Source organism: Candidatus Rickettsia kedanie (assembly GCF_045865205.1).
In the GTDB taxonomy this organism is placed as follows: Bacteria; Pseudomonadota; Alphaproteobacteria; order Rickettsiales; family Rickettsiaceae; genus Rickettsia; species Rickettsia australis.
In genome coordinates this window covers 1-12,034 of the sequence record NZ_BAABMM010000036.1, presented here as the reverse complement: position 1 = coordinate 12,034, position 12,034 = coordinate 1, and the positions used below count along the sequence as shown (strand labels likewise).

Here is a 12,034-nt window from a genome sequence, read left to right as displayed (position 1 = left end):
GTTAGTGCGGGTAATATTACTGATGAAATGATACAGCAGTATATTGATGAGCAAGAAGGTGAGCCTATTAATGATGATCGATTTCTAATCGATTCCACTTTATCACCTCTCAGCTTATAGCTGAGAGTTGTTTAGTTTATTTACACGGTAATTTTAATAAAGCACAAGAAGGGGTGGCAGCAGAATCTATAGTGTTGATGAGGCTTGCAGATAGTGTAGGTTGACTTCCCCATGAAATGAGACCTGCAATTTATCTAGATATTAAAAATTATATCAAAGATGTAGTGCACGTGAATGGCAATTACTGAAAGACGGCAGCAGGAAATCATTGAGTAGATAAAAGAGCTTGATACCGTAAGGTATAACAGAATTAAAATGTCCTATTTTTCCTTAAATATTCAATATTGGATAGTTGTATGTATAATGACCGCTATTAATTTAATTTTTGTCTGTATGCTTGGCACCAAGCTTTATTTACATAAGATTTCGGTTGGTTTAGTTTGCATCACTTCATCATCAATGTTTTTGTATTATTTATATTAGACAAACCTTTTAGAGGTCCTTTCGCCGTAAATCAATATGACCTTATTAAGGCTATACAATTATATTGAGAGATTAAATTAGTGATATCTGTAACAACATAACGCCATAATTTATCCGTGCCTTTGGTAATATCGATACGGGTAGTAGTAGAGTAGGGGAGTTTTAAGCCGATATCGCCGACAAAAAATTCATTATTATTGATAAGATCGCATTTATTATGAGAGATATTAATGCCAAGATATTTGCATAATTTACCTGGACCGTTGAGATATACCTTTGATACTTCAAGATTTGGTACATCAAATTGCGTGATTCGACTGTGCTCACGTATTATTGCTGTGCAGGCTCAGCAGCGCTTATTTGACTTCCAACTTTTGAAGTATCTGCGGTATATAAATCGAAATCACATGTACACCTCTTATTAATGTTGCAGCAGGGAAACCTTCAGTCTCGGTTACGAAATTTAAAGAATAATACATTCCGTAAATTAAATAGACATAGTTAAATCCAGCAGGACCAAACATTACATCTGTTCTTTTGGTTCGTCCTCGTGCTGCATGGCAAGCAGGATCATCCTACCATATATAACTTTCAGTTTCTGTAATGATGGTTTTTTTATCTTGAAAATATAAGACTTTACCTATTAACTCAGTGCTTACTAAGTTAGTATCTCTTGTAAAAAATTCACGAGGTAATGGGATTAATTTATTCATGTTTTTGAAAAAAATATTTAAGTTTCTATGCCATTTTGTAGGAGTGAAGTTAGTAATTTCATATTCAGCTATATTATTTATATAAAAAGGATCTTCTCTTAATATATCTTTAAGTTAACTTAGTTTTTCTATATTAGCTAAAATAATACCACCAATTCTTGGATATATAGGACCTGATAAAATAAAATATCCTTGGTCATAACATGTATCTAAAAATTTTCTATATTCCGTAATAAATTTTCCAACGGAAGGAAGGCCTGCGCCTTCATTGATCAATATTTCTTGGTTATACTTAAGATTTACAATAAACATAATTTATATTTTTTTATTAAGTGATTTATAATTTTTTATAGAGATTGGAACATTATCATATCCACCATCGCAAAACGGTTGGCATTTGATGATTCTTTTAAAGGTAAGCCACAAGCCTTTTGTGCTGCCGTGTATTGTTATAGCTTCTTTGGCATATTCAGAACAGGAGGGGTGAAATCGGCAATTATTGCCAAGTAGCGGGGAAATGAAATATTGATAGAACTTAATTATTAATAAAAGTATTTTACTCATTTTACAACTTATTTATTAGTTTTTCCATTGTTTCTGGAGTCAGATCTTCATAATAATCGTCATTGATTTGTAAGACCGGAGCGTTAACGCATGCTCCTAAACATTCTATCTCGCTTAAAGTAAATTTTTGATCTTCCGTAGTTTCTTTGAGTTTTATACCTAATTTCTTTTCACAAATTTTCATGATATCATCACTACCGCGTAGCCAGCAAGGGGTAGTAGTACATACTTGAATATGATATTTACCAACTCGCTTTAAGTTAAACATAGTATAAAAAGTTGCCACTTCATAAGCTCGCATATAAGGCATTTCTAGCATATTTGCGACATATTCGATAGCAGGCATGGGTAGCCAACCGCCATTTTGACGTTGTGCTAAATCAAGCAGCGGTAATATAGCACTTCTTTTACCTTCCGGTGGATATTTTTTTATAATATCTTCTGCTAGATTTAAATTTTTCTTATCAAATGTAAAATTTGCAATTTTTGTATTCATATACTCCTAATATTATGAATAGTGTAGTAAACGAGTCTACCGATCTATCTCACCAAATACTATATCAAGCGTAGCTATAATAGTAATAACATCTGCCATTAAATGACCTTTAGACATAAAATCTAGTCCTTGCAAGTGAGCAAAGCCCGGTGCTTTAATACGACATCTGTAAGGTATATTAACTCCTTGCGAGTATAAATATACACCAAACTCGCCTTTAGGAGCTTCTACTGCTTTATAAGTCTCACCGGCTGGGACGTCATATCCTTCCGTATAGAGCTTAAAATGATGAATCATCGCTTCCATAGATTCTTTCATTTTGGCTCTTGTCGGCGGTGTTAATTTAGGATTATCGGTTTTTACTGCACCTTGCGGCATTTTCTCTATACATTGCCTGATTATCTTAATAGATTCATACATTTCAAGCATACGAACGAAATATCTGTCGTAACAATCACCGTTTTTGCCGATTGGTATTTCAAAGTCCATTTCATCGTAAACGTCATAAGGGTTTGACTTGCGTAAATCCCAAGCTATGCCTGAACCTCTAAGCATCGGTCCTGAAAACCCCCAATCCATTGCCTCTTTTTGAGACACAACGCCGATATCTACTAGCCGCTGTTTCCATAATCTATTTTCATTTAATAGACTTTCAATATCATGAAGTTTAGGAGGAAACTGCTCTATAAACTTATCTATATCTTCAAGTAAACCGTCAGGTAAATCTTCTGCAACGCCCCCAGGTCTGAAGTAGTTTGAATGCATACGAGAGCCGGAAACACGCTCGTAAAATTCCATAATCTTTTCTCGCTCTTCAAAAAGCCATAATAAAGGAGTAGTAGCACCGATATCTAAAGCTTGGCTGCCAATATTCAAAGTATGGTTCAAAATTCTTGTTAGTTCTGAGAATAGTACCCTGATAAACTGAGCTCTTCGTGGGACTTCGCATTCTAATAACGACTCGACTGCCAAAGCAAACGCATGTTCTTGGCACATTGGTGAAACATAATCAAGGCGATCAAAATATGGTATAGCCTGCAAATATGTTTTATGCTCAATAAGCTTTTCCGTACCACGATGCAGTAACCCAATATGAGGATCGGCGTTGTTTACTACTTCCCCGTCCATCTCAAGAATTAACCTTAAAACTCCATGAGTTGCCGGATGCTGCGGACCAAGATTTAGAGTTATAGTTTTTGTGTTGTTAGTCATAGTATCCATCATTGAGAGAAGCAGTAGGTATTGTTACATGGAGACCCAAACCGTCATTGCGAGGAGCAAAGCGACGCGGCAATCCAGTTAAATAATTAAAAAAATTCTGTAAATCAGAATTTTTTACTGGATTGCTTCGTCGAATTACTGTGTAATTCTTCTCGCAATGACAGAAAACCAAGTTATATAACAACGCTAGAGCCGTAGACGTTGAATCCAGTTAAATCATTTCATCATATAAATCTTTCTTACATTCATTTGCTCAATTAAATTAAGCTTTTTTACTCTTGAGCCTGATTTAACTTGTTTTTCTCTAGATTATTGCAGAATCCATAGTTTCATGCATTTCATAAAATACTAGCATTATACAATCGTATTTTTTACTGAACCCATTAGTTGTATTATTTTTGTATTCATATATACGTTTGATAATATTAGAAGTTACTCCTACGTAAATAGTACCGTTTCGTTTATTAGCAATAATATATACAGCCGGTTGCTTCATAATTTTTCCTGGATTGCCGCGTCGGGACTATGTCCCTCCTCGCAATGACGGTTTTGATGTAATTCTATTTCCGAGCTTCCGTTTTCTTGGGAATAACATCGGCGGCCTTCTCATCCCCCGGTAATACGTAAGTCGGGCTATGCCAGTGAGAGCTAAAATCAAACTCACGATATTCTATATCTAAATTAACCGGCTCATAAGCTACTTTCTTTAGCTGCTCATCATATTTAACTTGTGTATAACCTGTTAACGGGAAATCTTTACGTAATGGATGTCCCTCAAATTCATAATCGGTTAGTATCCGTTTTTTATCGTCATTGCCATCGAAATTTACCCCGTACATATCGTAAACCTCACGCTCATACCAACAAGCGGTACTAAATATATTCATTGCCGAAGGTATAGTTTCTTTTTCAGATATATATACTTTTATTATAAGACGCTTATTTAATTTTAAGCTTAATAAGTTGTAAACTACTTCAAATCTTTTATCTCTTTCAGGAAAATCAGCTCCAAATAAATCAGTAAGTACGGTAAAACGTAATTCTTCCGATTCTTTTAAAGCTTTTAAAAACGGTAATAAAAAATTCAGCTCGATTTTATAAGCTAGGTAATCTTTAACCATGACCGGAGTTATTAAAATGCTAGATTTAGCTGCAAATTTTTCAATGAGTGTGTCTAGCGTCATACTTAAAACCTGTAGTGCGTTTAATTTTTTTCTGTAATTGCATAAGCCCGTAAATTAATGCTTCGGCGGTAGGAGGGCAGCCAGGGACATATACGTCAACAGGTACGATTCTATCACAGCCACGCACTACCGAATAGGAGAAATGATAATAGCCGCCGCCATTAGCACAGCTACCCATTGAAAGCACCCATTTAGGCACAGCCATCTGATCATATACTTTACGTAGAGCCGGTGCCATTTTGTTAGTAAGTGTTCCTGCAACTATCATAAGGTCGGACTGTCTTGGACTTGGTCTAAATAACATACCGAAGCGATCCATATCATATCTACTTGCTGCTGCCTGCATCATCTCAACAGCACAACAAGCAAGCCCAAAAGTCATAGGCCATAAGGAATTAGCTCTCGCCCAGCCTATAACGTCATCAACTTTAGTGAGTAAGAATCCTCTATTAGAAAGCGCATTATTTAATAATTCATCTTCTTGATAAAAACTGTGTGTCATATAATTACCAGTCTAAAGCTCCTTTCTTCCATTCATAGATGCACCCGATAGTAAGTACGAATAAGAAAAATATCATTGAGAAAAAGCCTATTTTACCTATCATATTAAGGCTAATAGCCCAAGGCACTAAAAATGCAATTTCAATGTCAAATATGATAAATAACATGGCAACTAAGTAAAAGCGTATGTCAAATTTTGACCTTGCATCACTAAAAGGTTCAAAACCACACTCATAAGGCTCTAGCTTATCTTTATTATAGTTCTTTGTCGATAATAGATTAGGTAGAATCATTATTAAGCCGGAAACCAATACCGCAATACCGAAAAATATAGCAATCGGTAAATATTCTTGTAAAAGCTCTGAGTTTTGTAGCATATGTTTTTATTGTATGAGTATAAGTACGGTTTATGTCATTCCCGCGTAAGCGGGAATGACATAAAACACTTACTGCTATATCTATACCAAATAGCATCAATTATCAATGACAATATCAGGTTTAACTAGTAACTTCATTAAAACTAGTACCAAAATACCGCTTGATATCCACCATATTTGCCAAATATTATATGAAATCATGCCGATAATGTAGTAATTTATAAAACATGCATAGGAAATTGCTTTGAAATTATTATTTTCGAGATTACTAATTTGTTTGAGATATTTATAAACTAAGCATAAAAATAATATTAAACCTATTGTACCGAGTTCAAGAGTAATTTGTAATATATTATTATGAGGGTGTAGCGGCAAAGGATGCCATTGTTCTCCGTTGTGGTTGATCATTGCACTATTATTGACTTTGATATATTTAGAAGAAGCAAAGCCATAGCCTAAAATCGGTTTTTCGATGATTTTATTTGCAACAAAATGCCAAATAAATAAACGATGAGCAGCGGAAGGTTGTATAGCTAAATATTTTTCAGATAAATCTTGTGGTTCTATTTGTTTAGCTATAACTGGAAATAGTAACGAGCCGGTAATTAAACTTATTGCAATTAATTTGAAAAATATCGGTTTTATAACTCTTGCTAAAATAAATATTACTCCGCTTATACTAAAGCCTAAAAAACTTGCTAAACTATCGGAAATACTTAATAAATAAAGCACTAATATATATAGCATTAATGCGTGTCTTCTTTTACCGCTAGAGAGTAAAATGATCATCGCTACCCACGAAGTAATTGAAAGTAAAGCACAGCCTCGATCTAGCATATATAAACCAAAACTAGTTTTGGACATTCTTGTTAAAAAACCATGAGAAGAATATTCAATAAAGAATAATAATATTGCCGTGAGAATTCCGAGTATTAAAGCTTTTTTGAACTGCAAGCGATTCCCGAAAAGAGCAAAATCACTAACTATAAATCCAAGAAATAAAAGTATGAACACTTGAGCAAAAGTAACTAGGCTATTAATAGGATGAATTCCGAATAAACAAGATATAAAGCACCAAGCGACGAATAATAGTTCGGTTTTTATCGTCATTGCGAGGAAAAACTGTAAGTTGTGACGAAGCAATCTCAGGAGATCTGCTTTATGAGATTGACACGCTCCTTTTAGTCGCTCGCAATGACGATTCATACCTCGCAGAAATAACATTAGCAAAAAAATTGTAACAGTAGCTGCAACTGATAAGCCCGCTACCATTCCAAGGCTTGGAATTAGGAATATTAAAGTTGAAGTTAAATAATTTATCATTTCAATTAAAAACAATCTTTAACAAAAATTTCGTAGATTGGGTGTTCAAATGTTGAAAGTGACATGCTTGAAGAAATCATCCATCCTTGAAAGAGTAAATTAGGATCTTCGTCTATTTTATATTCCGTTATGGTCATCAACAAATAATTATCTTCATTATACGGATCAAGGTTTTTTATACATTTATGCAATTTGATTTTTATATTACCGAAATATTTCTCTTCTCCGACTTTAAAATTAATTTCTTCAGAAGTAGCGGTAATTTTATTTAATGCAACAATTTTACCGTTTGTATAATTCGTCAATTCAGAACTATCAATATTATCGTTTGGATTTAGAATAGGATGATTTTCATCAAGAGGGATAAATACATCATGTTCAATATCTTCAGTTGTAGTAACCGACTCTAAATTTTCTGCAAATATAGAAGAGTAAGCACATATGATCGTGATAAAAACAATTCGTAGTAACTGCATAAATAAACATATTATTTTTAATAATTATATACTATAGGGGATTAATGGCAATGATAATTTGTGATATATGTCATACCGTGGCGTGACCACGGTATCCAGGCTTTTTTATTATTTTTAGGACCATCTGGTAAAGCCACAGGGTGACAGTAAATCATGATATGACACTATTATATGCTCCACTCTAAAGAATTCTTAAATTCTATTTTACTGCAGGATTTTCATAGCTTTATTATTAAGGTATTTAATACTATTAATCAGGGAGCAGAGTATTACCCAAGTAAACATATAAGAATAATTACCGATTATTTAAATGCCGTGCAAAGCGGTGATATTAATCGTTTAATAATCAATATACCGCCAAGGAGCTTAAAATCTATTTGTGTTAGTGTTGCTTGGCCTACTTATCTATTTGGGGTTAAAACCATCAAAAGGATTATGACTGCCAGCTATTCTCAAATACTTAGCATTAAACACTAACTAGATTGCTGGTTTATTTTAAATTCCAATTGGTATAAGGAACTTTTTCCAAATACTATCCTTAGTAAAACCCATAATCAAAAAAGTAAGTTTTTAACGACAGCTAACGGCTTTAGATTTGCAACATCGGTTGGAGAATAGGCAACAGGTGAGGGCGGTGATATATTAATTATCGATGATCCTCATAATCCTACACAAATTTATTCTTATAAAATACGTAAGAAAGTTATAGATTGGTTTGAGCAAACTTTTGTTAGCAGACTAAATAATCGTAATAAGGGAGCGATAGTTCTAGTGATACAGCTTCTTCATACAGATGATTTATCCGGTTATCTACTTAGTAGTAGCAATTCATGGCATCATTTGAAAATTCCAGCTATGAGCATTCAAGATTACTCCTTTAAATTAATGAATAAAGAATATCAATATCTTAGCGGTGAGATTTTAGATAGCTATAAAGAACCTCCTGATTGCTTAGCAAAGTTAGAGCAGGAAATAGGTAGCTATAATTATAATGCTCAATATTTACAATAACCTATAGCTAGAGACATCTTTGCTTAATATGGAGGATATTAGCTTTTATGAAACTCTACCTGAGAAGTTTGATTATTTTATGCAAAGCTGGGATACGGCAATTAAAATTGCTGAAGATTCTGATTATAGTGTTTGTACTATATGGGGGATTTTTGAGCAGAAATATTATCTAGTATCATTAGTACGGAAAAAAATTAATTATCCTGAGCTTAAAAATATAATGGAAAAATTAGCTAGAGAATATCAGCCAAAATTTATATTAATTGAGGATAAAGCAAGCGGTTAACAATTGATTCAAGATATAGGGTTTAGGCGAGAATATTAGAGTGATTAGGATTAAGCCAAGGCTCGATAAAGTTACAAGATTCGCCTCGGTAGTTCCTTTATTTCAATCAGCTAGTGTTCTAATACCCAAACAATCAAGCATAATTTTAAAGGAATTACTGAATTTTCCTCATATTAAAAATGACTATATAGTGGATGCCGTTAGCCAGTTCCTGCATTTGATGAAGGATAAATCGTTTAAATATCCTGCAAGGATTAGGAGTTTAATATAAAAATAGTTGCTTTTTTGGATGAATGTTGGTAGTATTACCGTGTTTTGAAAACGTCATTGCGAGCGACCATAGGGAGCGTGGCAATCTTATGCAATAATAACAAACTCCTGAGATTGCCACGTCTAGGCTTTGCCTATCCTAGCAATGACGATACCTAGGCTGGGTAGCAAAGTGGTAATGCCGTGGACTGCAAATCCTCTATTCGTCGGTTCGATTCCGACCCTGGCCTCCATTATAGAAATTAAAAAATCTTATGGAATTTATTTCGCAATTCCTAGAAATGCTCTTAGCTGAGCGAGCATTATCAAAAAATTCTATACTTAGCTATAAGCGTGACCTATTCGATTTTCAAAACTATCTTGCTAAACAAAGATTATCCGAATTAAATATTACCACAGAAAATGTTAGAGATTGGATTGAATATCTAGCAAGTAATGATTTACAAGCACGCTCAATCAACAGAAAAATCTCAACTATAAAAAGCTACTATGAATTTTTAATTAGCGAAAATCATACTGCCTTTAATCCGGTTCTGAACGTAGATTTACCGAAATACCAAAATAAACTTCCTGAAATACTGTCTATAGATCAAATTAAATCGCTACTTGAATATTGCTCGCAAGATAATTCTCCTGAAGGTATAAGGCTTAATGCGATGATTCATTTGCTTTATGCTAGCGGCCTTAGAGTCTCGGAGCTTGTGAGTCTTAAACTTAGCGATATTCTGACTAATAAAACATCTAAAGGAGAAGTAAGAAAAATATTTTCGGTGCTTGGTAAAGGTAATAAGGAAAGAGTCATAGTAATAAATGAACAGGCAGTTATCTCTATTGCTAAATATCTTGTAATTAGAGATATTTTTGTGAATAAAGCTAAACCAAAAAATCTAATTTATTTATTTCCCTCATCAGCTTTAGCAGGTTATATGACTAGGCAAAATTTTGCAATTCTGTTAAAATCTGCTGCTCTTTATGCTAATCTTAACCCTGAACATATTTCTCCTCATATATTACGCCACAGCTTTGCAAGTCATTTACTTGAGAGTGGAGCAGACTTAAGAGTAATTCAAGAGCTACTCGGCCATGCTGATATATCAACGACCCAAATATATACTCATCTTCAAACTAATCATCTAAAAAAAGCATTATTGCATCACCCTCTTAACAAAAATTAATTTATATTAATCTTTTATAAAGTGCTTGTTAATATTTTTTAACTAAATATAATACGTCCTGTTAATTTAAGGAATAAATTATATGAAGCTAAAAGAAATGCTGTTCTCTTGTATTAGTAAACCTGTAGATATTGAAGAAAAATATCCTAGATTAGCTAAAAAGAAAGAATCAGGATTCAATGTTGATTTCAGGTTAGGTCAAAGAAACTTAGAAAGAGAAGAATTATGTGCTGAAGCACCACATAATTTAGCAAATTTAGTTATACAAGAAATAGATAACGAAAATTTTGATTTAGGGATTTTACAAAAGATGCAGCAGGCTTTTAGCATTGCAAGTAAGCAAAAACAACGAAAAACTTTTATAAGTTTGTTAGATACAGGGCTTAATCCAGAGCAATTACATAAACTCGGTCAAGCAATAATGAAAAATGCAGATGAATTAATGCCGGATGATGATCCTAATTTCGTTTGTCGTACTCCTAATAATAAAGTTTTTCAAGAAATATTATTCTTGGTAGCAAAAAGACACAATTTTGCTGTAGAAGTTGATAAAAAAGGAATTTTAAAAATTAACTGTCCTAGCAAGCTACTTGAACTTTACAAGTTATTAGTAGATAATTTTTATTTGAAAAATTTTGAAAAAGCGGAATTGCAGAAAAAAATATATCAGGAATTGTGCCCTGATTATCAAATTTCTTTTGAAGCATTAATTGAAGGAGTAAGTTTTTTTGAAAATTTTATAGCATGCTTAAAAGAATTTTATATTAAAAATAGCTTAGCACGAAGCATAATGTTTTTATTTGTGAGTGAATATATTAGAGAAAGTATTGTAAGTGAAGAATTACTTGAATTAGATATATTTAAAAAATTATTTGAAGACAAAATGTCATTATATGGAACTTCTGATGATTTTAAATTATCTGTGGTTCAGCGTGTTTTAAATGATAAAAACGGTGTTTATATTAGCAATTTAACATCTTCGAATATATTAGAGCTAGTAAATCATGCTCAACCAGATGATGAGATAGTATCAATAGAAATTCTAGGATACAGCAAAAGTCCAGTATGACTTTTGAGATACTGTCTTAAAGTTTTGATTATAAATATAGTAAAAACCTCTAGCAATTAATTTAATCTATCATTAATATTTAAATAATTATAAGTTAGATTAATATTATGGCTACAAAAAATAAAAAAGAAACAGTGAGTACTGAAACAAAAAATTTAGCAAATTTAGTTATCAAAGAAATAGGTAACGAAAATTTTGATTTTGATGTTTTGCAAAAGATGTAGCAGGCTTTTAGTACTGCAAGTAAGCAAAAACAAAGGGAAGCTTTTTTTATAAGTGTTTTAGATAAAAAGCTTAATAAGGAGCAATTACATAAGCTCAATCAAGCCATAATGGAAAATGCAAATGAATTAATGCCGGATAATGATCCTAATTTTGTTTGTCATACTCCTAATCATAAAGTTTTTCAAGAAATATTATTATTGGAAGCAAAATGCTCAGGCATGAAAGCAAAATTTAATGATAAAGGAGAATTACAATCTCTTGATGTAAAAGATATAACACAGGAAATATTAGATCACTATCGTATTTTACAAGAAAAATTTTATCATAGAAGAAATTCTAAAGATTTGATAGATAGTAGAATAGCTCAAAGTATTAATTTTTTATTATATGCTCCACTTTAGATATATATATATAATTAGGTTTAAAATCTGCTGAGATAGAGCGAGAAATCCAAGATCCTAACGGTAAGTATGTTAAAGGCACTGTTACAAATAGTTATTGTGAGTTTATTTTGTGAAGGTTTACAAAGTAGTATATGTTATGTATTAAAATGCTAATAGATTTTCAGTAATAATTCTCATTTCGCCTTGAATGCCTTGA

Annotated in this window: 16 protein-coding genes, 1 tRNA gene and 4 pseudogenes; 10 read left to right on the top strand and 11 right to left on the bottom strand. The window is 32.7% G+C overall.

What is annotated here, in order from left to right:
* Positions 1-131: 131 nt before the first annotated feature.
* A pseudogene (locus ACKTSD_RS05625) lies at positions 132-316 on the top strand (bestrophin-like domain); the annotation flags it as partial.
* Between the two features lie 20 nt (positions 317-336).
* A pseudogene (locus ACKTSD_RS05620) lies at positions 337-624 on the top strand (bestrophin-like domain); the annotation flags it as partial.
* On the opposite strand, the pseudogene ACKTSD_RS05615 reads toward ACKTSD_RS05620, so the two are convergent.
* The 11 genes and pseudogenes from ACKTSD_RS05615 to ACKTSD_RS05565 form a co-directional block, all read right to left on the bottom strand.
* A pseudogene (locus ACKTSD_RS05615) lies at positions 602-1,256 on the bottom strand (DNA-3-methyladenine glycosylase); the annotation flags it as partial. The pseudogenes ACKTSD_RS05620 and ACKTSD_RS05615 overlap by 23 nt on opposite strands.
* A gap of 114 nt (positions 1,257-1,370) precedes the next feature.
* The gene (locus tag ACKTSD_RS05610; RefSeq protein ID WP_412708365.1) at positions 1,371-1,532 is read right to left on the bottom strand and encodes a YciI family protein; all 162 of its coding nucleotides are present in this window, start codon (positions 1,530-1,532) and stop codon (positions 1,371-1,373) included.
* Between the two features lie 39 nt (positions 1,533-1,571).
* Positions 1,572-1,820, bottom strand: coding sequence for a membrane protein insertion efficiency factor YidD (yidD, locus tag ACKTSD_RS05605; RefSeq protein ID WP_412708364.1), 249 nt, complete (start codon positions 1,818-1,820; stop codon positions 1,572-1,574).
* A 1-nt stretch (position 1,821) separates the two neighbouring features.
* The gene (nuoE, locus tag ACKTSD_RS05600) at positions 1,822-2,316 is read right to left on the bottom strand and encodes an NADH-quinone oxidoreductase subunit NuoE (RefSeq protein WP_412708363.1); all 495 of its coding nucleotides are present in this window, start codon (positions 2,314-2,316) and stop codon (positions 1,822-1,824) included.
* A gap of 36 nt (positions 2,317-2,352) precedes the next feature.
* Positions 2,353-3,528, bottom strand: coding sequence for an NADH dehydrogenase (quinone) subunit D (nuoD, locus tag ACKTSD_RS05595; RefSeq protein ID WP_412708362.1), 1,176 nt, complete (start codon positions 3,526-3,528; stop codon positions 2,353-2,355).
* Positions 3,529-3,841: 313 nt separating this feature from the next.
* Entirely contained in the window at positions 3,842-4,033 is a 192-nt protein-coding gene (locus tag ACKTSD_RS05590; protein WP_412708361.1) for a GIY-YIG nuclease family protein, read from the bottom strand.
* 64 nt (positions 4,034-4,097) lie between these two features.
* The gene (locus tag ACKTSD_RS05585; RefSeq protein ID WP_412708360.1) at positions 4,098-4,721 is read right to left on the bottom strand and encodes an NADH-quinone oxidoreductase subunit C; all 624 of its coding nucleotides are present in this window, start codon (positions 4,719-4,721) and stop codon (positions 4,098-4,100) included.
* Entirely contained in the window at positions 4,699-5,223 is a 525-nt protein-coding gene (locus ACKTSD_RS05580) for a NuoB/complex I 20 kDa subunit family protein (protein WP_412708359.1), read from the bottom strand. The genes ACKTSD_RS05585 and ACKTSD_RS05580 overlap by 23 nt, the downstream gene beginning before the upstream one ends.
* Positions 5,224-5,227: 4 nt before the next feature.
* Positions 5,228-5,599: an NADH-quinone oxidoreductase subunit A gene (locus tag ACKTSD_RS05575; RefSeq protein ID WP_412708358.1), complete on the bottom strand. Its 372-nt coding sequence runs from the start codon at positions 5,597-5,599 to the stop codon at positions 5,228-5,230.
* Positions 5,600-5,695: 96 nt separating this feature from the next.
* Entirely contained in the window at positions 5,696-6,919 is a 1,224-nt protein-coding gene (locus ACKTSD_RS05570; RefSeq protein WP_412708366.1) for an O-antigen ligase family protein, read from the bottom strand.
* An 8-nt stretch (positions 6,920-6,927) separates the two neighbouring features.
* Entirely contained in the window at positions 6,928-7,398 is a 471-nt protein-coding gene (locus tag ACKTSD_RS05565; protein ID WP_412708357.1) for a DUF2155 domain-containing protein, read from the bottom strand.
* A gap of 171 nt (positions 7,399-7,569) precedes the next feature.
* On the opposite strand from ACKTSD_RS05565, the gene ACKTSD_RS05560 reads away from it, so the two are divergent.
* The 8 genes and pseudogenes from ACKTSD_RS05560 to ACKTSD_RS05525 form a co-directional block, all read left to right on the top strand.
* Positions 7,570-7,875, top strand: coding sequence for a hypothetical protein (locus ACKTSD_RS05560; RefSeq protein WP_412708356.1), 306 nt, complete (start codon positions 7,570-7,572; stop codon positions 7,873-7,875).
* A gap of 294 nt (positions 7,876-8,169) precedes the next feature.
* Positions 8,170-8,409 carry a hypothetical protein gene (locus ACKTSD_RS05555; RefSeq protein WP_412708355.1) on the top strand — a complete coding sequence of 80 codons (240 nt, stop codon included), beginning with the start codon at positions 8,170-8,172 and terminating at the stop codon, positions 8,407-8,409.
* 28 nt (positions 8,410-8,437) lie between these two features.
* Complete coding sequence (locus ACKTSD_RS05550; protein WP_412708354.1) at positions 8,438-8,695, top strand: phage terminase large subunit family protein; 258 nt, start codon at positions 8,438-8,440, stop codon at positions 8,693-8,695.
* Positions 8,696-8,735: 40 nt separating this feature from the next.
* The gene (locus ACKTSD_RS05545; RefSeq protein WP_412708353.1) at positions 8,736-8,966 is read left to right on the top strand and encodes a hypothetical protein; all 231 of its coding nucleotides are present in this window, start codon (positions 8,736-8,738) and stop codon (positions 8,964-8,966) included.
* Positions 8,967-9,123: 157 nt separating this feature from the next.
* Positions 9,124-9,198 (top strand) — tRNA-Cys (locus ACKTSD_RS05540).
* Positions 9,199-9,219: 21 nt separating this feature from the next.
* The gene (locus ACKTSD_RS05535; RefSeq protein WP_412708352.1) at positions 9,220-10,140 is read left to right on the top strand and encodes a site-specific tyrosine recombinase XerD; all 921 of its coding nucleotides are present in this window, start codon (positions 9,220-9,222) and stop codon (positions 10,138-10,140) included.
* An 82-nt stretch (positions 10,141-10,222) separates the two neighbouring features.
* Complete coding sequence (srfG, locus tag ACKTSD_RS05530; RefSeq protein WP_412708351.1) at positions 10,223-11,209, top strand: SrfG family effector protein; 987 nt, start codon at positions 10,223-10,225, stop codon at positions 11,207-11,209.
* Between the two features lie 107 nt (positions 11,210-11,316).
* Positions 11,317-11,921 (top strand): annotated as a pseudogene (locus tag ACKTSD_RS05525) (DUF5410 family protein); the annotation flags it as partial.
* Positions 11,922-12,034 lie beyond the last annotated feature (113 nt).

Excerpts from the sequence above, each read along its gene's own strand:
- nuoD (WP_412708362.1), bottom strand. The coding sequence starts at position 3,528 with ATGACTAACAACACAAAAACTATAACTCTAAATCTTGGTCCGCAGCAT.
- ACKTSD_RS05560 (WP_412708356.1), top strand. The coding sequence starts at position 7,570 with ATGCTCCACTCTAAAGAATTCTTAAATTCTATTTTACTGCAGGATTTT.
- ACKTSD_RS05580 (WP_412708359.1), bottom strand. The coding sequence starts at position 5,223 with ATGACACACAGTTTTTATCAAGAAGATGAATTATTAAATAATGCGCTT.
- srfG (WP_412708351.1), top strand. The coding sequence starts at position 10,223 with ATGAAGCTAAAAGAAATGCTGTTCTCTTGTATTAGTAAACCTGTAGAT.
- nuoE (WP_412708363.1), bottom strand. The coding sequence starts at position 2,316 with ATGAATACAAAAATTGCAAATTTTACATTTGATAAGAAAAATTTAAAT.
- ACKTSD_RS05550 (WP_412708354.1), top strand. The coding sequence starts at position 8,438 with ATGGAGGATATTAGCTTTTATGAAACTCTACCTGAGAAGTTTGATTAT.
- ACKTSD_RS05585 (WP_412708360.1), bottom strand. The coding sequence starts at position 4,721 with ATGACGCTAGACACACTCATTGAAAAATTTGCAGCTAAATCTAGCATT.
- yidD (WP_412708364.1), bottom strand. The coding sequence starts at position 1,820 with ATGAGTAAAATACTTTTATTAATAATTAAGTTCTATCAATATTTCATT.
- ACKTSD_RS05575 (WP_412708358.1), bottom strand. The coding sequence starts at position 5,599 with ATGCTACAAAACTCAGAGCTTTTACAAGAATATTTACCGATTGCTATA.
- ACKTSD_RS05535 (WP_412708352.1), top strand. The coding sequence starts at position 9,220 with ATGGAATTTATTTCGCAATTCCTAGAAATGCTCTTAGCTGAGCGAGCA.
- ACKTSD_RS05565 (WP_412708357.1), bottom strand. The coding sequence starts at position 7,398 with ATGCAGTTACTACGAATTGTTTTTATCACGATCATATGTGCTTACTCT.
- ACKTSD_RS05590 (WP_412708361.1), bottom strand. The coding sequence starts at position 4,033 with ATGAAGCAACCGGCTGTATATATTATTGCTAATAAACGAAACGGTACT.